The following is a 20507-nucleotide window of genomic DNA, read 5'->3' as shown; positions in this document are numbered from 1 at the left end:
GCCGCAGCGGTGCGGTCACACGGTGGCGTTGACCATCCCGGCCAGCAGTTTCTGCGCCATGAACAGCGCAATGTCGACACCGCTCAACGCGCTGTTGAGCGCCATGACCTCGGCCCGAGCCGGCTGGATGGCCGCATTGCGTGCCTCTTCGGTGCGGTAGCGGGCCTTTTTCAGTGCCGCCAGACGCGCGTTGGCCCGCCGCAGTTTCTGTTGCAATTGCTCGATCTGTTTCTTCAGTTGCTTGATGCGGTTTTTCGCCGCCAGTTCGTTGCCGGCCAGGCTGTTACCGGCAGCCGAGGTGCCTGAATCGCTGTCTGCATTCTCGCCCGGCAGGGCGCGAATCGAAAGGACCGGCGCTGCCTCCTCGGTTTCGTCGCCGCGACGGGGCAGCGAAGGCATGGGGATCGCGAGTGGGTTCAGGCTGATCATCATGGACTCCGTTCAATGAATGCCTGCCTGTGTATCGGCGCCGTTACCGGGGGCTTGAGCGGGCATTCGCTGAACATCGGCCGGTTGGCTGCCTCAAGGGATTGCCAGGAAGGCCATCGAGCAGTACTTTTTGTCTTGTCTGATACCACTTGACGGTGGTTTGATTGGCAGTGACGGGGCGACGTGTTTTAAAATCGATGTCGTGCCCCCCGATTGTTGTTCTGGGGGACTTTCAACTTGCACGTCGGAAACTGCGCTTTTTCAAAAGGTAATCTCCGTAACTTCACTGTCCCACTGGCTGGCGTCAGCGATATGCGGTGTTTTCCTGCACACCCTGGTGAGTATTCGCAGAAGTAACGGGGCTTTTGATCCATTAGTCTCTCTGTGTCTTTTCACGCGACCTGCGCGGGGTCGACAAGCAGTCATCAGGGGTTCCAGTGAGTAACCGTCGGCAATGACCGAATGTCTTGCGCTGCCTGCTCCCCGCTGGGCGGCTTCATTTTTGGGTTTGAGGGCTTTTCGTTGGCAGTCAGTAATCTGGATATGCACGCATTGTTCGTACTGGGCGACCTGCGGGCAAAACTGGTCAGGCAGTTTCAATCACGTTTCGTCTACATCACCGAACAAACCGCCGAAGGCATCTATATCGCTGAAATCGATACGGAAGCGGCCATGGTCGTCGATGACAAACAGCGCCTGGAACTGAAAGTAGGCGATCATTTCCGCGCCGCGGTACTGCCTAGCCGCGAAGGTGGAAAGTTCGATATCAAGTTTCGCGAAATCAAGCTGACGGTCTATGGACTGGGTGATTACGCCTATGTCACGTCTGAACAGGGCCACGGCATTGTGTTCAAGGAAGGTCATACCGTGGTGATGGTGTTCGCGGCCAATGAGCAGTTGCAGGAAGGCCTGACCAAGACCCTCAAGGATGCCACCCGGAAGGCCGCGAAGTGGCGCAAGGGCGAGCTGAGCTTCAAGGCCAGCGAACAGTGAGTGGTGGCAGGGCGGGGTTTCATCGGCAACATCTGGAGCAGGCCCGCCGCGATGCCTTGCGCCTGTTCGAACGCAAGGGCGAGTTGCAGGGCGCCTGGCTGCCATGGGTCGCCTCACAGCTCTATGCAATGGCTCCGGCCGAATACGCCAGTATGGTCCGGCGCGAGTTGCAGCAACTTCAGACGCACGATACCGATTGAGTCGCGGCGTAACGGTCGAGGAACCTCTACTAAAGTCAGTTGACTGATTAATTCAGAGACTTTCGGCAGCACGTCGAAGGTGACCCCTGACCGAGGTAGACCATGAAAGGAATTCGTGCGCTGTTCGCCGGCGCCCTGGCGGTATTGAGCGTGACCTTCGCGACACTTCCGGCCCGCGCCACGGTACCGATCCACTTTGCCGACCTGAACTGGGAAAGTGGCAGCCTGATCACCGAATTGTTGCGGCATATCGTCGAGAAGGGCTACGGGTTGCCGACGGACACGCTGCCAGGCACTACCGTGACCCTGGAAACGGCGCTGGCCCGGAACGACATCCAGGTGATCGGCGAGGAATGGGCCGGGCGCAGCCCGGTGTGGGTCAAGGCCGAGGCGGCGGGTGAAGTCGTGGCGGTGGGGGATACCGTCAGGGGCGCGACCGAGGGCTGGTGGGTGCCGGAGTATGTGATCAAGGGCGACCCCGAACGGGGTATCGAGCCCCTGGCGCCTGACCTGCGCAGTGTCGAGGATCTCAAGCGCTACAAGGCGGTGTTCCAGGATCCGGAGTCGCCTGACAAGGGCCGCTTTCTCAACAGCCCGATCGGCTGGACCTCCGAGATCGTCAACAGGCAGAAGCTCAAGGCCTACGGCTTGAGTGACAGCTACGTGAATTTCCGCAGTGGCTCGGGTGCAGCGCTGGATGCCGAAATCACCTCGGCGATTCGGCGCGGCAAGCCGGTCCTGTTCTACTACTGGTCGCCGACGCCGTTGCTGGGCAAGTTCAAGCTGGTGCAACTGCAGGAGCCGGCATTCGATGCCGAAGCCTGGAAGACCCTGACCGACGCTGACAATCCTGCCCCCAGGCCGAGCCGTTCGCTGGCTTCGAAGCTGAGTATCGGCGTGTCGGCCCCGTTCCGGCAGCAACATCCGCAAGTGGTGGAGTTCTTCGCCAAGGTCGACCTGCCGATCGACCTGTTGAACCGGGCCCTGGCAAAGATGAGCGAGGAGCGCCTGCCGCCGGACCAGGTGGCGAAGGCGTTTCTCAAGGACCATCCGCAGGTCTGGAAGACCTGGGTGCCGGCGGACGTGGCGCAGAAGGTCGCGGCCAGCCTCTAGAACGTGCCTCCCGCATCTGTGGGAGCGCGGTCCCGTGAAGAGGCCTCAATCCTTGCTGCCAGTGCTGGCGCCTTCGCTGGCAAGCCAGCTCCCGGTGATACACAGGTTTCCCTCTTCAGGAAAGGAAACCACCGTCGACGTTCAGTGCCACGCCCGTGGTGTAGCTGGAAGCGTCGCTGGCCAGGTACAGCACGGTGCCGGCCATTTCGCTCGGGTCGGCCACGCGCTTGAGCGGGATCTGCTGCAGGGCGGTCTTGAGGATCGCGTCGTTCTTGACCAGTGCCGAGGCGAACTTGGTGTCGGTCAGGCCCGGCAGCAAGGCGTTGCAGCGGATGCCGAACTGCGCGCACTCCTTGGCGAAGACCTTGGTCATGTTGATCACTGCCGCCTTGGTCACCGAGTAGATGCCCTGGAAGATGCCCGGGGTGACGCCGTTGATCGAGGCCACGTTGATGATGCTGCCACCGCCGTGCTCGCGCATCAGCTTGCCGGCTTCGACCGACATGAAGAAATAGCCGCGGATGTTCACGTCGACGGTCTTCTGGAAGGCGCCCAGGTCGGTATCCAGTACGTTGCAGAATTGCGGGTTGGTCGCCGCGTTGTTGACCAGAATGTCCAGGCGCCCGAACTGTTCGCGGATACCGGCGAAGACCTGGCTGATCTGTTCCATCTCGCCGATGTGGCAGGCGATGGCCGTGGCCTTGCCGCCGTCGGCAATGATCGCGTCGGCCACCTGCTGGCAACCCTCGATCTTGCGGCTGGACACGATCACGTGGGCACCCTGCTGGGCCAGCAGGCGGGCGATGGCTTCACCGATACCGCGGCTGGCTCCGGAAACGAAGGCGATCTTGCCGTCGAGGTCGAACAACTGAGTCTTGGACATGGTTTTTCCTTCTTGTAGTCGCGATCAGAGGCTGGATTTCTGGATGACCTGCAGGCTCATCTGCTCCAGCAGCTTGTTCATGTGAATGAACTGCGCAAAGCGTTTGTCCTGGGTCTGGCCGTGGAAGAAGCGGTAATAGATCTGCTGCACGATGCCGGCCAGGCGGAACAGGCCGTAGGTGTAGTAGAAGTCGAAGTTGTCGATCGACAGGCCCGCACGCTCGGCGTAGTAGTCGACGAACTGGCGGCGGGTGAGCATGCCCGGTGCGTGGCTGGGCTGACGGCGCATCAACTGCACCGGTGCCGGGTCGTCGGCCTGGATCCAGTAGGCGAGGGTGTTGCCCAGGTCCATCAGCGGGTTGCCGAGGGTGGTCAGTTCCCAGTCAAGCACGCCGATGATCTGCATCGGGTTTTCGGGATCGAGGATCACGTTGTCGAAGCGGTAGTCGTTATGCACGATGCTCGAGGTTGGATGATCGGCTGGCATCTTGTCGTTCAGCCAGGCCTTGACCGCTTCCCAGCTTGGCGCATCCGGGGTCAGGGCCTTTTCATAACGCTCGCTCCAGCCGCGGATCTGGCGCTCGACATAACCTTCGGGCTTGCCCAGGTCTGCCAGGCCGCAGGCGTTGTAGTCGACGCGATGCAGCTCGACCAGGCGATCGATGAAGCTCTTGCACAGGGCTTCGGTACGGGTGGCGTCCAGGCCCAGTTCCGGTGGCAGCTCGGAGCGCAGGATGATCCCCTTGACCCGCTCCATGACGTAGAACTCCGAGCCGATCAGGCTCTCGTCGGTGCAGTGCACGTAGGCTTTCGGGCAGTACGGGAAGCCATCCCTGAGTTGGTTGAGAATGCGGAATTCACGGCCCATGTCGTGGGCCGACTTGGCCTTGCTGCCGAACGGCGGGCGCCGCAGGACGAATTCCTGCCCGGGGTACTGGATCAGGTAGGTCAGGTTCGAGGCACCACCGGGGAATTGGCTGATGCTGGGCTGGCCACTGAGGCCTGGAATATGCGCCTTGAGGTACGGATCGATCAGCGCGGTGTCGAGTTCTTCACCGGCACGGATTTGAGTGGACTGGTCAGTAAGCGCCATGCTTATCCCTTCTGCTTATTCTGGAGGCCAGAGATCATTGGCTAATCTAATGCTCGTCCTGCGTCGGTCACAAGCCTGACCGGGCCTTATAGGTCTGGGTGTTGCAGGATGATCAGCGTTCCTGATGCGTGAGGCGGGATGCAGCGTAGCCGAAAAAAGCCCGGTCTGAATCAGACCGGGCAGTTCTCGAAGGGAAGGGCGGGAAGTAGCGGTCTAGAGGCTTTCGTCGAGGAATTGCAGTACGGTGCCCATGCAGGCCTGGCGCTCTTCGACGTGGGGCATGTGGCTGGAGTCCTCGAACAGCGCCCAACGGGCACCGGCGATCTTTTCGATGTAGGGTTTGACCACGGCTTCGGTCGCCTCGTCGTGGCGGCCGGAGATGACCAGGGTCGGCACTTGCACGAGGTGCAGCCGGTCGATGATCGTCCAGTCCTTCAGCGAACCGATCACGTGGAACTCGGTCGGACCGCTCATGGTGTGGTAGACGGTCGGGTCGGCGTCGACCTGGGCGAAGGTGCGCGCCACTTCTTCGGGCCATGGACTGATGCGGCAGACGTGGCGGTCATAGAACACCCGCGAGGCCTCGATGTATTCCGGGTCGCTGTAGGTCCCGGCCTGCTCGTGCTTGAGCAGCGCCTGCTGGACGGCAGACGGCAGTTGCTCGCGCAGGCGGTTGGCTTCGCTGACCCAGGTGCGCATGCAGGAGGGCGAGTTGGCCAGGATCAGCGCCTTGAGCCCGGCCGGCTGACGAACCGCATGTTCACTGGCGAGCATGCCCCCCCAGGATTGGCCGAGCAGTACGTAGTGCTGGCCAATACCCAAGTGGTCAAGCAGGTTGTCCAGTTCGTCGAGAAACAGCTGGACGGTCCAGAACGAAGGGTCCTGGTCGGGCAAGTGGGTGGACTTGCCATTGCCCAGTTGATCGTAGTGCACCACCGCATGACCGCTGGCGGCGATATCCTTGAAGGCGTCGACATAATCGTGAGTGCAGCCCGGGCCCCCATGGAGGATCACCAGGGGCGTACGACCACTGGCCAGGTCTCCGGTGACGCGGTACCAGGTCTGGTAAGGGCCGAAGTTCGCAAAACCTTCCTGTACATCCTTGAATTCCATCTCGCCAAGCTCCCTGTGTGCACGATGCCGGGAACAATAGCGAAACTGTCAGGCAGGCATAACTAGGTGAATTGCTAGGTTTTGCCGGTTCAGCTGTCCAGTAGCCGGTAATGCACGGCGCGCAGCACCGCCTGCACGCGGTTCTTTGCCCCCAGTTTGTGCATGGCCGAGGCCAGGTGCAGGGTGACGGTGGCCAGCGAACGGTGCAATTGTTCGGCGATTTCCTTGGCGGTGAGGCCTTCGGCGGCCCATTGCAGGCATTCACGCTCGCGTCGGGTCAGGTGGATGTGCGGGTAGGCGCGCATTTCAGGACTGAACAATGGGTAGGCCGCTTCCTGGAGTGCGTGGGAAATGACGCTGAACTCTGTCAGGCTCTGCTGGGCGTCCTTTAGGACATATTTGCTGTTGCCTGTACGTAACCCCGTCAACGAGGCGAATCCCCCCTTGGGCAGGTGAATCGGGACGCTCACGCCACAGGTCATCTGCCGGTCCTGCAGGTAGCTGGTCACGGGCGAGTGACGTTGGTCGATGACCTTCTGCAGGGCGGTCTCAGCCTTGGGCTGATAGGACCAGACGAAGGGGGAGGTGCTGTTCAAGGCCAGGTGCTGCACGGGGTCTATCTGGTAGAAACCCTGTTCGCACCAGAGCGAATGCCAGTCCGACGGCGTATTGCGAACCTTGAGCAGCGAGGGGGTAATCAGGGTACCCTCGTGATCCGTAGGCACTGGCGTGTAGTCGTAGACCAGGGCATCGAACCCCAGGTTGCCCGCCAGGACCATGGCGTTGTCCATCAGCTCATCCATTGTGCTGCCGGACAGACGGCGGGGATCGACCTCGGCGAATTTGGTCTGCATCCGTTCTTCTCCTGAATAAATTTCAATCCTGAAATCAAGCAAGTAGAATGCCACGCCTCGGCGAGGGACAGCCAGACCAAACCTATAAGAATTGCTAGCTTATGGGCTCGGAAATTCCCCGCTAGGGTGAAGCCGACAGGCCACAAGGTCTGCTAACAGGGAGAGCGGCAATGTGGTACGAGTTGGAACCGGATCAGCGTTACACCCTTGAAGTCGATGGTCACAACATAGTGGCCTACAGCTTTGGCAGCGGTGATGAAGTGCTGCTGTGCCTCAACGGGGGCCCCGGGCTGCCATGCGATTACCTGCGTGACGCCCATGGCTGGCTGAAGGAAAAGGGCTTGCGGGTAGTGGCCTTCGACCAGTTGGGCACGGGCGCCTCCGACCGTCCGACCGATCCGGCGCTGTGGGATATCACCCGCTACGTCGCCGAAGTGGAGCATGTGCGCCAGGCACTGGAACTGGGCCGGGTACACTTGCTCGGCCATTCCTGGGGCGGCTGGCTGGCAATCGAGTATGCCATTCACCACCCGCAGCATCTCAAGTCCCTGGTTCTGGAAAACACCGTCGGCGATATCCCGCACCTGACCCTGGAACTGGAGCGCCTGCGCGGCGCCCTGGGCAGCGAGACCGTTGCCATGATGCAGCGCCACGAGGCCGAGGGCCGATTCGACCACCCGCAGTATCAGGCGGCGATCACCTTGCTCAACTATCGCCATGTCTGCCGTCTCGACGAATGGCCCGCCCCGGTACAGCGCTCCCTGGGCGACTGGAACATGGGGCCCTATGAAACCATGCAGGGGCCCAACGAGTTCCTGTACATCGGCAATCTCAAGGACTGGAACCGCATCGAGGAGATGAAAGCCTTCGAAATGCCGGTCCTGATCACCACCGGCCAGCATGACGAACTCACTCCGGCCTGCGCCTATCGAATGAAACGTTCGCTCAGGGACGTCGAACTGCACGTGTTCCCCAACAGCAGCCACATGCCGTTCTACGAGGAGCCCCAGGCCTACTTCCCGGTCCTGCTCGACTTCCTGCGGCGTCATCGGGGCGCTGCATGAATCTGCAGCGCTACCGCTTCATCCTGACCCGGCCCCTGCAACTGTTGCCGGTGTTGTTCGGCATCAGCCTGGTGACCTTCGTGCTGATCCGCTCGATTCCCGGGGATCCGGCGCGGGCGTTGCTGGGGTCGCGCACCACACCTGAGGCACTGGCCAATGTCCGGGCACAATTCGGTCTCGACCAGCCACTGCCACTGCAGTACTTCTATTTCCTCAAGAACCTGCTGCAGGGCGACCTGGGACAGTCGATCCAGTACCGGGTCGATACGCTGAAGCTGATCGCCACCCGCATCGAGCCGACACTGACCCTGGTACTGGGTAGCGTCGTGCTCGCGCTGTTGATCGCCATCCCGCTGGCAACCCTGGCGGCGCGGCACAAGGGAGGCTGGGTCGACAACCTGGTACGGGTGTTCACCACCAGTGGCCTCGGGGTGCCGGCGTTCTGGCTGGGAATCATGCTGATCCTGGTGTTCAGCGTGCAACTGGGCTGGTTCCCGGTGACCGGCTATGGACGTACCTGGCTGGACAAGCTGCATCACCTGACCTTGCCGTGCCTGACCATCGCCCTGGCCCTGTCCTCGGTACTGGTCCGCAACCTGCGCGCGAGCATGCTGGCCGAGCTGCAGGCCGATCATGTCACCGCGGCCCGGGCGCGCGGCCTTTCAGAGGCGGCGATCCTGCGGCGGCACGTGCTGCCCAACTCCCTGGTGCCGACGGTCAACCTGCTGGCGGTGAACATCGGCTGGCTGATCAGCAGCACGGTGGTGATCGAAAGCCTGTTCGCCATTCCGGGTATCGGCCAATTGCTGGTGCGTGGCATCTTCGGGCGTGACTACATGGTGGTCCAGGGGGTAGCGATGGTGCTGGCCCTGGCGACGGTAGCGGTCAATTTCCTGGCCGACGTGGCGACTGTGGCAATCGATCCGCGAGTGAAAGTCCAATGAGTGGCGCACAGGCGATCGGCCTGCGGCGCAGCGTTCTCGGCCTGCGGCTGGGCAACGGCCGCCTGGCGATGGTCCTTGGGCTGGGTATTCTCGGTGGCTGGCTGTTGCTGGCGATCTTCGCCCCCTGGATCGCGCCCTACGATCCGATCCTGCAGAACACCGATGTGCGCCTGCTGGCGCCGAGCGCAGCGCATTGGTTCGGTACCGACCATTTTGGCCGGGACGTGCTGTCCCGGGTGATCTGGGGCGCCCGGGTCGACCTGCAACTGGCGGTACTCGGAGTGATCTTCCCGTTCCTGATCGGCACCGTGGTCGGTGCCCTGTGCGGATACATCGGGGGCCGCTTCGATACCGTCTGCATGCGCCTGATCGATATCGTCCTGGCCTTTCCGTTCCTGGTGCTGATGCTGGCGATCATGGCCATTCTCGGCCCTGGCCTGACCAGCTTCTACATCGCCATGGCCCTGGTTGGGTGGGTGTCCTATGCGCGACTGATCCGCTCGCAGATCCTGATTCTCAAGCACAGTGACTTCGCCCTGGCCGCCAGGAGCCTGGGGTTCGGCCATGGGCGCATCCTGTTTCGGCACCTGCTGCCCAACGCATTGTTCAGCTCGGTGGTGTTCGCCATGTCCGATGCGGTACTGGTACTGCTCAACGGTGCGGCGGTGAGTTATCTGGGGCTGGGCGTGCAGCCGCCAACCGCGGAGTGGGGCACCATGGTCGCCGAAGGGCAGAGCCTGATCACCAGTGCCTGGTGGATCTGTACGTTTCCGGGGATTGCCATCGTCACCCTGGCCATGGGCTTCAGCCTGTTGGCCGATGGTGTCGCCGAAGCCATGGGGGAGCGCACATGAGTTCGCCGGTGTTGCAGGTGCGGGACCTCAGTGTGGTGGCGCATGACGGCACAACGCCGCTGACCCTGGTCGATCGACTGTCCTTCGACCTGGCCGAAGGTGAAATCCTCGGCCTGGTCGGTGAAAGCGGCTCGGGCAAGACCATGGCCTGTCGGGCCCTGATGCGTCTGTTGCCTTCGAACAGCCTGAGCATCGAGGGGACCGCTGTACGCCTGGCCGGGCAGAACCTGCTGGCGCTGGACGAGAAAGGCATGCGCGCCATGCGCGGTCGGCAGATCGGCATGGTGTTCCAGAATCCCAGTAGCCATCTCGATCCCTTGATGCGCATCGGCGAGCAGATCGGCGAAGGCATCCGCCAGCACCAGCAGTGCTCGCGCCGTGAGGCCCGGGCCCAGGCAATCGAAGTGTTGCGCCAGGTGGGGATCCCCGACCCGCAGCGGCGGGTCGACAATTACCCCCACGAATTCTCCGGCGGCATGCGCCAGCGGGCGATGATCGCCGTGGCACTGGGCTGCGAGCCCAGGGTGCTGATCGCCGACGAGCCGACCACGGCCCTCGATGTGACGGTGCAGGCGCAGATCCTGCGTCTGCTGCTCGATCTGCGTGACCAGCGTGGCCTGTCGTTGATCATGATCACCCACGACCTGGGCGTGGTCGCGCAGACTTGCGACACGATCGCCGTGATGTATGCCGGCCGGCTCTGCGAACATGGGCGCAAGCAGGAGTTGCTGGCGCGGCCACGGCACCCCTACACCGCGGGGCTGGTGGCCTGCCAGCCGGCCGGCGGTGCCAGCCAGGAGCCGCTGAGGACCATTGGCGGCCAGCCACCGCTGCTTGCCGACCTGCCATCGGGCTGCCGTTTCAACCCACGCTGCCAGTCCCAGGGGGCCAGTTGCCGTGAGGTCCTGCCGGACCTGCGGGCTGTCGGACAGGGGCAGCGAGTGGCCTGTCATTACCCGTTGTCCGGAGGCCAGCCATGAGTCTGCTCGAAGTCAGGGACCTGCATGTGCACTTTGCCGCCCAGGGCCGTGGCCTGCTGGGCCTCAAGCGGCAATGGGTGAGGGCGGTCAACGGTGTCTCGCTGACCTTGGCCGCGGGTGAGACCCTGGGGCTGGTTGGCGAGTCCGGCAGCGGCAAGAGCAGCCTGGGCCGGGCGATCCTGCGGCTCAACGACATTGCGGCGGGCCAGGTCCTGTTCGAGGGCGTGGACGTTGCCCAGGGGCGCGGCATCGAGCTGGAGCGACTGCGCCGCGAGACCGCCATGATCTTTCAGGATCCTTATGCCGCACTCAATCCGCGGCTGAGCATTGGCCAGACACTGGCCGAAGTCCTGCGGGTCCAGCGCAAGGTGGCGCCCGAGCGGATTGCCGCGCGAGTCGAGGAGTTGCTGACCCTGGTCGGCCTGCGTCCCGAGCTGGCCGGGCGCAAGCCGGGCAGTCTCAGCGGTGGACAGTGCCAGCGGGTCGGCATCGCCCGGGCCCTGGCGGTGGAGCCGCGGCTGATCGTCGCCGATGAATGCGTGGCAGCACTCGACGTGTCGATCCAGGGGCAGATCGTCAACCTGTTGCTGGAGCTGCGTCAGCGCCTGAACCTGTCGATCCTGTTCATCGCCCATGACCTGGCAATCGTCCGGCGCCTGTGCGACCGGGTCGCGGTGATGTACCTGGGCCAGATCGTCGAGGAGGGCAGCGTCGAGGCGGTGTTTGGTGCGCCGCGGCATCCGTATACGGCGGCGTTGATCGACTCGATCCCCGACATCGACCCCGAGCGCCGCCTGCCCGTCGACCCCTTGCCCGGCGAGCCGCCGAGTCCCCTGCAAGCCCCGAGTGGCTGCGCCTTTCATCCGCGCTGCCGCCAGGCCCGGCCGGTGTGTGCCGAGGCCCAGCCGCCGACCCATCAGCTCGAGCACCAGCGCTACAGCTGCGTGATCGAGCAACCGCTGTCGCAAACCCCAAACCCCACATCGATTAACAGGGAGTTATACGCATGAGATCCAGGCACTTCAAACTGTTGAGCGCGGCCACCCTGGCTGTCTGCTCGCTGGCGGCGGGCGTGGCACAGGCCGCGGGCGTGCTGACCATCGGTTGCCGGGAAGACAGCACCACCTTCGACCCGATCAAGAGTGCGCAAAACCGCGATACCTGGGTATTCGCCAACGTCTATGACACCCTGGTGCGGGTCGACAAGGCTGGCGTCGAGCTGCAGCCGGGCCTGGCGGAGTCCTGGTCGGTCTCGCCGGATGGCCTGGCCTATACCTTCAAGCTGCGCGCGGCGAAGTTCTCCGACGGTTCGCCGATCACCGCCAGCGATGCGGCCTTCAGCCTGCTGCGTATCCGTGACAACAAGGCTTCGCTGTGGAGCGACTCCTTCAAGCTGATCGACAAGGCCGAAGCCAAGGACCCACAAACCCTGGTGGTGACCCTCAAGACCCCGTCCATGCCATTCGTGTCGCAGCTGGCTTCGCCGACCGCCTCGGTGCTGTCGCAGAAGGCTATCGAGAAGATGGGCGAGGATGCCTATGCCGAGAAGCCGGTGGTATCCGGTGCCTTCACTGTCAAGGAGTGGATCCGCGGCGACCGCGTGGTACTGGAGAAGAACCCGGACTTCTGGCAGGCCGGCAGCGTCAGCCTCGACGGCGTGGAGTGGATCTCCATCCCCGATGACAACACGCGCATGCTGAAAGTCCAGGCCGGTGAGCTGGACTCGGCGATCTTCGTACCGTTCTCGCGGGTCGATGCCCTGCAGAAGGACAAGAACCTGGTGGTGCACCTCGACCCGTCGACCCGTGAAGACCACCTGCTGATCAACCACGCCCATGGCGAGCTGGCCAAGCAGCAGGTGCGTGAAGCACTGGACTACGCGATCGACAAGAAGTCGCTGGTCAATACCGTGACCTTCGGCAAGGGCACCGTGGCCTATTCCTACATTCCCAAGGGCGGCCAGTATCATTACGCGGACAACCTGCAGCGTCCGTATGATCCCGAGAAGGCGAAGAAACTGCTGGCCGAGGCGGGCGCCAAGGACCTCAAGCTCAACTACGTGGTCAACGCCGGCAACGAGGCCGACGAGCAGATCGCGGTCATGGTCCAGCAGCAACTGGCCAAGGTCGGCGTCACCGCCAACCTGCAGAAGGTCGACCCGACCCAGAGCTGGCAGATGCTGATCGACGGCGCCTATGACCTGTCGGTGATGTACTGGACCAACGACATCCTCGACGCCGACCAGAAGACCACCTTCGTCCTCGGTCACGACACCAACAACAACTACATGACCGGCTACCGCAACGAGAAGGTCAAGGAACTGGTGGCGGCGGCGCGTATCGAGAGCGACCCGGCCAAGCGTCAGCAGATGTACGTCGACCTGCAGAAGATGGCCAAGGCCGACGTCAACTGGATCGACCTGTACTACAGTCCCTACATCAACATCTCGCGCAAGAACATCGAGCACTTCCAGCAGAACCCGCTGGGGCGTTTCTCGTTGGAAGAGACGGTGAAGAAGGACGACAAGGTCGCCAGCAACTGATCGGCGAGCTTGGATGAAACGCAAAAGCCAGGGAAATCCCTGGCTTTTGTCTTGAAGCGTGGTGCCGGCGGTATCAGACCGGGAACAGCTCGCTCAGCTTCATCGACAGCATCATGTCGCCCTCGACGCGCAGCTTGCCGCCCATGAACGCCTGCATGCCGTCGGTTTCGCCGGTGGTCAGGCCCTTCAGGGTCTCGCTGTCCATGATCAGGGTCACGTTGGCGTCGTCGTTCTTGCCTTCTTCCAGTGCGCAGGTGCCGTCCTTGACGATCAGTGCGTAGGATTTGTTTTCGTCGGTGATGTCAAAACCGAAAACCAGGTCCAGTCCGGCGGCGGCGGCCGGGTTGAACTTGGATTGCATCTTTGCAACGGCGTCAGCTACAGAGGTCATGATTCGATCCTTTTATGGGTAATTACAGCGACCCCAAGGGTCACGGTTGGCCGGTACTCAGCGGAAAGTGATGAGTTCCGGCGCCTTCAGCAGTTGCAAATGGGTTTGACTGTTGAAGGAAGCCAGGGCCACCTCGCGGCCACGGAACTTGAGCTGGCTGAGCGAGGTGTTGACGATCTGCCAGTTCAGCTCGAAAGCCTGCCTGGCGGGTATCCGGGTAATCAGGTGGAGCAGGGCGGTGATGGTTCCGCCGGAGGTGAACACGGCGATCTTCTGGGTGTTGTCGGCACTGTCCAGGATCCGTTGCAGACCGCCGTTGACCCGCTCGACGAAGCCCGGCCAGCTTTCCAGGCCCGCCGGGTCGTGGCTGCCATCGAGCCAGCGCGCGATGATCAGGGCGAAGATGCGCTGGAACTCGCCACGGTTCTGCGCGGCGTTGCGCAGGATATGCAGGGCCTCGGGTTCGTCCGGCAGCATGGCCGGCAGCAGGGCGCGGATCACCGCGTCGGCATCGAACTCATTGAAGGCGCTGTCGATCTCCAGCGGTGGCACCGGCATGCCGACCCGGGCGAACTGTTCCAGGGCCAGTTCCGCGGTGTGCTGCTGGCGGCGCAGGTCACCGGCCAGGCAGCGATCGAAACCCAGGCCCAGCTCGGCCAGGTGCTGGCCGAGAACCTGCGCCTGGCGCTCGCCGGTCGGCGAGAGGACGTCATAGTCGTCCGCACCGAAGGAGGCCTGGCCATGTCGAATCAGATAGATGCTGCCCACGTCCGCGTCATCCCGGTACGTTGAAGTTCCAACGAGGTTATGAGGATGCCGGATGCCTGTCAATGAAAAAACATACGCTCGTTTGAAATGTCTGTTAGAGACTTGTATCGCGCGATGAAGGCGGCTGGCCGCAGGGCTGTACCGACGGTATGCTTGGTGGCGTCAAGCCGCCGGAACCGGGGCTGTCTGGATTTTTAAGGAGCTACTGTGGAGTTTTTCTCCGAATACGCCAGTTTTCTGGCCAAGACTGTCACGCTGGTCATCGCGATCATCGTGGTGCTGGTGGTGGCGGCTTCGTTGCGCAGCAAGGGGCGGCGCCGTTCCGCCGGCCAGTTGCAGGTCAGCAAGCTGAACGAATTCTACAAGGGCCTGCGCGAGCGCCTGGAGCAGACCTTGCTGGACAAGGACCAGCTCAAGGCCTTGCGCAGAGAGCAGGGCAAGGACGACAAGAAACAGAAGAAGCAGAAGAAACAGCCCCAGGCCAAGTCCCGGGTATTTGTGCTGGACTTCGATGGTGACGTGAAGGCCAGTGCCACCGAGAGCCTGCGCCATGAAATCACCGCGCTGTTGAGCCTGGCCACGCCCAAGGATGAAGTGGTGCTGCGCCTGGAAAGCGGCGGTGGCATGGTTCACAGCTACGGCCTGGCTTCCTCGCAACTGGCACGTGTCCGCCAGGCCGGGGTGCCGCTGACCGTGTGCATCGACAAGGTCGCGGCCAGTGGCGGCTACATGATGGCGTGTATCGGCGACAAGATCATCAGCGCGCCGTTCGCCGTGCTCGGTTCCATCGGCGTGGTGGCGCAACTGCCCAACGTCAACAAGCTGCTGAAGAAGCACGATATCGACTTCGAGGTGCTGACCGCTGGCGAGTACAAGCGCACCCTGACCGTGTTCGGCGAGAACACCGACAAGGGCCGGGAGAAGTTCCAGCAGGACCTGGACATCACCCATCAGTTGTTCAAGAACTTCGTTGCCCGCTACCGACCGCAGCTGGCGATCGACGAAATCGCCACCGGCGAGGTCTGGCTGGGCGTCGCCGCGCTGGACAAGCAACTGGTCGACGAACTGCGCACCAGCGACGAGTACCTGGCCGAGCGCGCCAAGACCGCCGAGCTGTTCCACCTGCACTACGCCGAGCGCAAGAGCCTGCAGGAGCGCGTTGGCCTGGCGGCCAGCGCGTCCTTCGAACGGGTGCTGCTCAATGGCTGGCATCGTCTGACCCGCCAGCGCTTCTGGTAACCCCCTTGGCCCTGGCCGTCACCCGGCAGCCAGGGTACCAGCAATAAGTACGCCCCCCTGTCACCAGGCCCTCGATAGGCTGGAGCCTTCAATGGATTTCCAGGACGAGGGTCATGGCAGAAACAAGTTCCACGGTCGACAGCGCTGCGCCTGCAGAGCTGGGGGTGCACTTCGACACGGTCAGGGAAAAGATTCCCGAATGGTTGTACAAGGCCAGCGCGGCCATGCGTCAGACCTTTCGCGAGCACCTGCTGGCGCTGGAAACCTCCCGGTATGAAATGCAACAGATACTCGGCCGCCTGCGGAGTATCGAGCAGTTCTGTCGGCCCCGGCTGCTCGCGGCCCTGGAAAAACACCTCAACCCTGGCCTGGATGTGGATCATGCCCAGTTCATCAGGGTCGACTCGACCTATCTGCTGAGCATTTTCGAGAGCAAGCTCTACACCTTCGTGCAGCGGCAAACGCTGCTGGAGGCGGCCCTGCAGAATTTCGAGGCCGACGAAACCGAGCCGGGAGCGCTCGAGGACAGGAGCGTCATCCGCTTCCCCGGGCCCATACCCGGGCGGCGGTTGATCCTCGCGCCGGAGATTTTCGCCAGACTCTGTCGCGACCTGGACCTCGGTGGGCTGTACCAGGCACATATCGACAGTGTCTTCAAACCCGCCGAGCCGCCCACCGCGAGCGGCCTGTCCCCGGTCGAGCGGTGTTTTCACGACTATGACAGGCGCGCACTGATGATCAGTGCCGATATCGCCTGCATGAAAGGTGCGATATCAGTGGCGGTGCATGACCTGCTGACACGACTGGCCAATGGCGATACGGAGCTGAAGCTGGACGGGGAAAAGGTTCGTTGCAGTCGCATGAAGCTGTTCGACATCGAATCCAGCGGCTGGCTGGTGATCGGGGCGAAACTCTCGGGGGATGCGTTCGCTCCCTGTATTGCCTACATACCGGGCGACCCGGAGGCGCCTGTCAGGCACTACAAGAGTTTCCTGTCCCTTGAACATGACCTGGCCCTGAAGCTGCATGATCAGGGTTACAGGGACTTCTTCAGCCGTTTCATTCACCCGGAACATCGCTTGCGTTTCCTGCGCACCATCGACACTCGAATCACCTTCAGGCGCTTCGCCTCGCCCATGGGAGCTCCCGTGCGCTACGTCGAATTGCGGGAGATCCCGGTCGAAGGGGATGTATTCAAGAGCTTTCATCAACTGCGCTACCAGCAGATCAAGGTTCATGCGCGGCAGTTGGTGGTGCCCACCGCCGATGTCGATGCGCGGGTCAGGCAGGCACGGCAGGATGCCTATATCGAGGCTGGCCTGAACGTGCTGACCCTGGCCCTGTCGTTCGTGCCGCTGATCGGCGAGGTCATCCTGGCAGCGACCGTGGTGAAGCTGGTCGGGGACGTCTACAACGGCTTGCAGGCCTGGCACCTGGGGCACAGGCGCGAAGCGCTCGACTACCTGATGGATGTGGCGGAAAACGTCGCCATGTTCGCCGCAGGAACGTTGGCGATACGTGGGGGCCGGGCGTTGTTCAAGTCGATCAGCGTGGCGCCCTCGGTGGATTCCCTGGTTCCGGTCGAGGTCGAGGGGCGCAGGCAACTGTGGAGCACCGACCTGACCCCCTATGTGCGAGGTACCCGCTTGCCGGAGGAGGTGACGCCCGACGACTCCGGGTTCCATGTCTTCGAGAGCAGGCATTATCTGCGACTGGAAGGAAAGTTCTACAGGGTCGCTTACGATCACCGGCAGCGATGCTGGCGAATCGAGCACCCAGGTGGTGCTGCCTTCCATGCGCCCGCCTTGAAACACAATGGCATCGGTACCTGGCAAACGTTGCATGCCCAGCCGGCAGAATGGACCGCGATGCAACTGTTCCAGTCTCTCGGGCGACCGGTAGCGGGGCTTGGCGGGCGCATCCTGCAGCACGTGCGGCAATTGTATGGCAGCCAGACGGATGCCTTGCGCCGGTCCCTGGTGGACAACCAGCGTCCGCCGGCGCTGCTGCTCGATACCCTCAAGCGCTTCAGGATCGACCAGAGCATCGAGCAGTTCATCGACAATGCGTCGGCCACACGGGCGCGGACCCTGGAGTGGGGCGATCTGCGCCTGCGGCTGCTGACGTCATTGCCCGGCTGGCCGCGTAACCGCGTCATCCATCTGTTCAATGCCCAGGGTGACATCCTGCAGGAATATGGCGTGCGCACCTCGGAGCAATTCTCGTCGTTGCAGATCAGCGAGGCGCAACTCAAGTCGGGTGATGTACTGAACCTGTCCTGGAGCATGCTGAGCGAGTCGGAGCGTCTTGATCTGCTGGGCGCCGAAATGCCCGAGCGGGCCGAGCGCAGCAGGGTGCTGGCCCAACGCCTGCGGCAAGCGGCCGAGCAGCGCCGGCAGTGGTTGTTCGACAGCTTGTACGAGGCCAGCGAGATCACCGACGACGCCGTCGAAAAGCGCCTGCTGGAGAGCTTTCCCGGTCTGCCCACCAGCGTCGCCAAAGAACTGATCGCTCATGCCAATGGCGCGGAGCTGGAGCAACTGAAGGAGCGGGTGCCGTTGCGCCTGGCCGAGGAGGCTCGCTGGTACCTCAAGCAACTCAGGCTCAATCGGGTCTGTGAAAGCTGGTATCTGTCGGCCAATGAGGACGTGCAGGCCGATCGCCTGGCGCTGCATGCGCTCGAGCTGCTACCCGGCTGGCCGAAGAGCGTGCGCATAGAGTTGCGCAGGCAGCGGATCCTCAGCAATGCGGTCGAGGCGGTGGGGCCGATGCAGGCGTCGACCTTCCGGGTGCTGTTCAAGATGGGCCATCAATATACCGTGCTCGATCGTGAAGGAACGATTCTGGGGACGGCACAGGACATTTTCGATGCGTTGGCCCTGGCCTTGCCGCAACCGCTGCGCGAGAGCCTCGCCCCTGGAGCGAGCGTCGATGGCGACTGGTTCAGGGATGAAGCGGTGCGCCGGATCACCCGCGATCCCGAGGTTGGCCAGCGTGTGCTGGGGCTGGCGCCGTTCAATCACCGGTTCAGGCCACCCATGCGCCTGGCCACGGGGCGTATCGGCTACCCCCTGAGCGACGGTGGGGCGGTGCTCGGCTACTCCGCGCGCCTCACACAGCGGGTCCGTGGGTTGTACCCGGGGTTTTCCGACGAGGAGGTCCATACGTTCATTGCCTCGCTCGATCTTTCCGAACCGGCCTGCCTGGTGGAGCTCGAACGACGGCGTGAGGAGTATGAAACCTTGTTCGCCACCCTCGACAGCTGGGTGCAGCGCCGGACCTGGCGGCGGGTGCGCGGCAGCCTGCAGGTGGCTCCCGTGGTCATGGACAACAAGCAGCGGGTGGCCGAAGCGATCCTGGCCTGTTGGCGTCGGCAGTCGCCACGCAATCGGCTGGGGGCCCAGTACTTCCATGAGTTGGATCTGCTGGGCATGCGTATTGGCGACCTGCCACCGATCACGGCCGATTTCAGCCACGTGGGCTTTCTGTTCATGAATGACATGGGCGTCAGCAGTACCGAACTGTCGTTTCTGGCCCACTTCCGCCAGTTGCGCTGGTTGTCGATGGGGTTCAACCATCTCGACAGCCTGCCGTCGGCGCTGGCGCAGATGTCCGAACTGGTCCACCTGCACGTGCCGGGCAACCGGGTCGTGATGAATACCCAGGCTCGCAGCCTTCTGGCCGGACTGACCCGGTTGAGGTTCCTGAACCTCTCGGACAACCCGCTGGTGTTGCCGCCGGATGTCAGCGACATGCCCGCCCTGGAGCACCTGTTGTTGCGCCATACCGGCATCGATCAGTGGCCCACGGGGTTGTCGCAGGCGCGTCGCCTGCAGTTGCTCGACCTGCGCGACAACCGGATCGCGACGATTCCCGAGTCCATCTATGCCAACCCGACCAGCATCAACCGGGCGATCCACCTCCACGACAACCCGCCGTTGTCGACCGCGGACATGCAGCGCCTGGAGCGTTACGAACAGCAGACCGGGATCAACTTCGGTATCGATACGCCAGCCCGGCGGCGTACCCATGTGTTTCGCCGCACGCCATCACTCAAGGAGTATGACCGCTGGAGCGAGGGCCTGGCGCAGGGGCAGGTGGCGCAGAAAGAGCAGCAGTGGCGGGCCTTGTTCCGGGAGCGCGGGGGAGAGGACTTTTTCCGCCTGCTGGCCGACCTGAGTGCCACGGCCGAGTATCGTGAGGCGCGGCAGGCCTTGAGCACGCGGGTCTGGCAGGTGCTGGACGCCGCCAGCCAGTACACCGACCTGCGCGAAGAACTGTTCGTCGCGGCGTCCCAGCCGCAGACCTGTTCCGATGGTGCGGAACTGATCTTCAGTGACATGGAGGTCCGCACCCTGGTCTTCCAGGCCAGGGTCATGGCGGCTGACAGCCCGGCACTCATCGAGTCGAACCTGTTGAAGCTGGCCCGGGGGCTATGGCGCCTGGATCAGGTCGAAGCCCTGGCGCAGGCCGATATCGAGGCGCGACTCAAGGGCGCGGCGGCGCATGTCGACCCGCTGGAGGTCCGGCTGGCCTATCGTATCGGCCTGGCCAGCCGACTCGGATTGCCGGGACAACCCACCCACATGACCTTCACCGAGTTGGCCAAGGTGACGCAAGAGGCGCTGGATGCGGCCTACCTCAAGGTACTCGACCGGGAGACCACCCCGAACTATGTTCGGGCCCTGGTGGCCCGCGAGTTCTGGAGCGACCACCTGAGGTACCGTTATCCCGAGCGCCTCGAGGCGATCGGCAATCGGCACCAGGCCGCGGTGCAGGCGCTCGATGCCCGCCGCACCAGTCGCCGTGATCCCGCCTGGCACGAATTCATCGATGTCGAACTGGAGGCGCAGATGGGCGACGAACTCAGGGCCTGGCGTGACGAGCAGCGCGAAGAACTGGAAAAACTGACCAGGGAGATACTGCAGCGAACGCCCGAAACCCAGCTGTAACAGAGGGGGGATTGTGGGAGCCGGATTCATCCGCGAAAGATACAAAAACCGGGTTTTGCGACAGGCAGGTATCGGGGAGGACGGATCCGGGCTCAG

Annotated in this window: 18 protein-coding genes; 11 read left to right on the top strand and 7 right to left on the bottom strand. The window is 62.9% G+C overall.

What is annotated here, in order from left to right; translation table 11 throughout:
• Positions 1 to 15: 15 nt before the first annotated feature.
• Positions 16 to 429: a hypothetical protein gene (locus K675_RS0123190; RefSeq protein WP_157383975.1), complete on the bottom strand. Its 414-nt coding sequence runs from the start codon at positions 427 to 429 to the stop codon at positions 16 to 18.
• Positions 430 to 951: 522 nt separating this feature from the next.
• On the opposite strand from K675_RS0123190, the gene K675_RS0123185 reads away from it, so the two are divergent.
• The 3 genes from K675_RS0123185 to K675_RS0123175 all read left to right on the top strand — a co-directional run bounded on the left by K675_RS0123185 (position 952) and on the right by K675_RS0123175 (position 2735).
• Positions 952 to 1422, top strand: coding sequence for a hypothetical protein (locus tag K675_RS0123185; protein ID WP_080635385.1), 471 nt, complete (start codon positions 952 to 954; stop codon positions 1420 to 1422).
• The gene (locus K675_RS0123180) at positions 1419 to 1622 is read left to right on the top strand and encodes a hypothetical protein (protein ID WP_017905855.1); all 204 of its coding nucleotides are present in this window, start codon (positions 1419 to 1421) and stop codon (positions 1620 to 1622) included. Before K675_RS0123185 ends, K675_RS0123180 begins: the two co-directional genes overlap by 4 nt.
• A 102-nt stretch (positions 1623 to 1724) precedes the next feature.
• Positions 1725 to 2735 carry an ABC transporter substrate-binding protein gene (locus K675_RS0123175; RefSeq protein WP_017905854.1) on the top strand — a complete coding sequence of 337 codons (1011 nt, stop codon included), beginning with the start codon at positions 1725 to 1727 and terminating at the stop codon, positions 2733 to 2735.
• A gap of 115 nt (positions 2736 to 2850) precedes the next feature.
• Here the strand turns inward: K675_RS0123175 and K675_RS0123170 are convergent, their stop codons facing one another.
• The 4 genes from K675_RS0123170 to K675_RS0123155 form a co-directional block, all read right to left on the bottom strand.
• Complete coding sequence (locus K675_RS0123170) at positions 2851 to 3618, bottom strand: SDR family oxidoreductase (RefSeq protein WP_017905853.1); 768 nt, start codon at positions 3616 to 3618, stop codon at positions 2851 to 2853.
• Between the two features lie 24 nt (positions 3619 to 3642).
• Complete coding sequence (locus K675_RS0123165; protein ID WP_017905852.1) at positions 3643 to 4710, bottom strand: phosphotransferase family protein; 1068 nt, start codon at positions 4708 to 4710, stop codon at positions 3643 to 3645.
• A gap of 213 nt (positions 4711 to 4923) precedes the next feature.
• The gene (locus K675_RS0123160; protein ID WP_017905851.1) at positions 4924 to 5823 is read right to left on the bottom strand and encodes a proline iminopeptidase-family hydrolase; all 900 of its coding nucleotides are present in this window, start codon (positions 5821 to 5823) and stop codon (positions 4924 to 4926) included.
• Positions 5824 to 5912: 89 nt separating this feature from the next.
• Positions 5913 to 6677 (bottom strand): LuxR family transcriptional regulator, encoded by a 765-nt coding sequence (locus tag K675_RS0123155; RefSeq protein ID WP_017905850.1) that lies wholly within the window; start codon positions 6675 to 6677, stop codon positions 5913 to 5915.
• A 170-nt stretch (positions 6678 to 6847) separates the two neighbouring features.
• On the opposite strand from K675_RS0123155, the gene K675_RS0123150 reads away from it, so the two are divergent.
• Genes K675_RS0123150 through K675_RS0123125 form a run of 6 tightly spaced genes read left to right on the top strand, consistent with a single transcriptional unit; the run spans position 6848 to position 13061 of the window.
• The gene (locus K675_RS0123150; protein ID WP_017905849.1) at positions 6848 to 7741 is read left to right on the top strand and encodes a proline iminopeptidase-family hydrolase; all 894 of its coding nucleotides are present in this window, start codon (positions 6848 to 6850) and stop codon (positions 7739 to 7741) included.
• Complete coding sequence (locus tag K675_RS0123145) at positions 7738 to 8685, top strand: ABC transporter permease (protein WP_017905848.1); 948 nt, start codon at positions 7738 to 7740, stop codon at positions 8683 to 8685. The genes K675_RS0123150 and K675_RS0123145 overlap by 4 nt, the downstream gene beginning before the upstream one ends.
• On the top strand, positions 8682 to 9539 hold the full coding sequence (locus K675_RS0123140; protein ID WP_017905847.1) for an ABC transporter permease: 858 nt from the start codon (positions 8682 to 8684) through the stop codon (positions 9537 to 9539). Before K675_RS0123145 ends, K675_RS0123140 begins: the two co-directional genes overlap by 4 nt.
• A complete protein-coding gene (locus K675_RS0123135) occupies positions 9536 to 10519 on the top strand; it encodes an ABC transporter ATP-binding protein (protein WP_017905846.1) in 984 nt (327 codons plus the stop codon). The genes K675_RS0123140 and K675_RS0123135 overlap by 4 nt, the downstream gene beginning before the upstream one ends.
• Entirely contained in the window at positions 10516 to 11529 is a 1014-nt protein-coding gene (locus tag K675_RS0123130) for an ABC transporter ATP-binding protein (RefSeq protein WP_017905845.1), read from the top strand. The genes K675_RS0123135 and K675_RS0123130 overlap by 4 nt, the downstream gene beginning before the upstream one ends.
• Positions 11526 to 13061 (top strand): ABC transporter substrate-binding protein, encoded by a 1536-nt coding sequence (locus tag K675_RS0123125; RefSeq protein ID WP_017905844.1) that lies wholly within the window; start codon positions 11526 to 11528, stop codon positions 13059 to 13061. Before K675_RS0123130 ends, K675_RS0123125 begins: the two co-directional genes overlap by 4 nt.
• Positions 13062 to 13134: 73 nt before the next feature.
• Here the strand turns inward: K675_RS0123125 and K675_RS0123120 are convergent, their stop codons facing one another.
• Together K675_RS0123120 and K675_RS0123115 are read right to left on the bottom strand one after the other, a co-directional pair.
• The gene (locus K675_RS0123120; protein ID WP_010445728.1) at positions 13135 to 13452 is read right to left on the bottom strand and encodes an SCP2 sterol-binding domain-containing protein; all 318 of its coding nucleotides are present in this window, start codon (positions 13450 to 13452) and stop codon (positions 13135 to 13137) included.
• 57 nt (positions 13453 to 13509) lie between these two features.
• Entirely contained in the window at positions 13510 to 14220 is a 711-nt protein-coding gene (locus K675_RS0123115) for a histidine phosphatase family protein (RefSeq protein ID WP_017905842.1), read from the bottom strand.
• 207 nt (positions 14221 to 14427) lie between these two features.
• On the opposite strand from K675_RS0123115, the gene sohB reads away from it, so the two are divergent.
• Positions 14428 to 15459, top strand: coding sequence for a protease SohB (gene sohB / locus K675_RS0123110; protein WP_017905841.1), 1032 nt, complete (start codon positions 14428 to 14430; stop codon positions 15457 to 15459).
• A gap of 113 nt (positions 15460 to 15572) precedes the next feature.
• On the top strand, positions 15573 to 20411 hold the full coding sequence (locus tag K675_RS0123105) for an NEL-type E3 ubiquitin ligase domain-containing protein (RefSeq protein ID WP_017905840.1): 4839 nt from the start codon (positions 15573 to 15575) through the stop codon (positions 20409 to 20411).
• Positions 20412 to 20507 lie beyond the last annotated feature (96 nt).

This window comes from Pseudomonas fuscovaginae SE-1 (assembly GCF_000364705.1).
Taxonomy (GTDB): domain Bacteria; phylum Pseudomonadota; class Gammaproteobacteria; order Pseudomonadales; family Pseudomonadaceae; genus Aquipseudomonas; species Aquipseudomonas fuscovaginae_A.
The sequence above is the reverse complement of the archived record's forward strand: the minus strand, read 5'-3'. Positions and strand labels throughout refer to the sequence as shown.

What these genes read in the sequence shown, in the direction of transcription:
- K675_RS0123105 (WP_017905840.1), top strand. Translation starts at nt 15,573, where the DNA reads ATGGCAGAAACAAGTTCCACGGTCGACAGCGCTGCGCCTGCAGAGCTG.
- K675_RS0123120 (WP_010445728.1), bottom strand. Translation starts at nt 13,452, where the DNA reads ATGACCTCTGTAGCTGACGCCGTTGCAAAGATGCAATCCAAGTTCAAC.
- K675_RS0123135 (WP_017905846.1), top strand. Translation starts at nt 9,536, where the DNA reads ATGAGTTCGCCGGTGTTGCAGGTGCGGGACCTCAGTGTGGTGGCGCAT.
- K675_RS0123150 (WP_017905849.1), top strand. Translation starts at nt 6,848, where the DNA reads ATGTGGTACGAGTTGGAACCGGATCAGCGTTACACCCTTGAAGTCGAT.
- K675_RS0123140 (WP_017905847.1), top strand. Translation starts at nt 8,682, where the DNA reads ATGAGTGGCGCACAGGCGATCGGCCTGCGGCGCAGCGTTCTCGGCCTG.
- K675_RS0123155 (WP_017905850.1), bottom strand. Translation starts at nt 6,677, where the DNA reads ATGCAGACCAAATTCGCCGAGGTCGATCCCCGCCGTCTGTCCGGCAGC.
- K675_RS0123190 (WP_157383975.1), bottom strand. Translation starts at nt 429, where the DNA reads ATGATCAGCCTGAACCCACTCGCGATCCCCATGCCTTCGCTGCCCCGT.
- K675_RS0123160 (WP_017905851.1), bottom strand. Translation starts at nt 5,823, where the DNA reads ATGGAATTCAAGGATGTACAGGAAGGTTTTGCGAACTTCGGCCCTTAC.
- K675_RS0123130 (WP_017905845.1), top strand. Translation starts at nt 10,516, where the DNA reads ATGAGTCTGCTCGAAGTCAGGGACCTGCATGTGCACTTTGCCGCCCAG.
- K675_RS0123170 (WP_017905853.1), bottom strand. Translation starts at nt 3,618, where the DNA reads ATGTCCAAGACTCAGTTGTTCGACCTCGACGGCAAGATCGCCTTCGTT.
- K675_RS0123145 (WP_017905848.1), top strand. Translation starts at nt 7,738, where the DNA reads ATGAATCTGCAGCGCTACCGCTTCATCCTGACCCGGCCCCTGCAACTG.
- K675_RS0123175 (WP_017905854.1), top strand. Translation starts at nt 1,725, where the DNA reads ATGAAAGGAATTCGTGCGCTGTTCGCCGGCGCCCTGGCGGTATTGAGC.
- K675_RS0123125 (WP_017905844.1), top strand. Translation starts at nt 11,526, where the DNA reads ATGAGATCCAGGCACTTCAAACTGTTGAGCGCGGCCACCCTGGCTGTC.
- K675_RS0123165 (WP_017905852.1), bottom strand. Translation starts at nt 4,710, where the DNA reads ATGGCGCTTACTGACCAGTCCACTCAAATCCGTGCCGGTGAAGAACTC.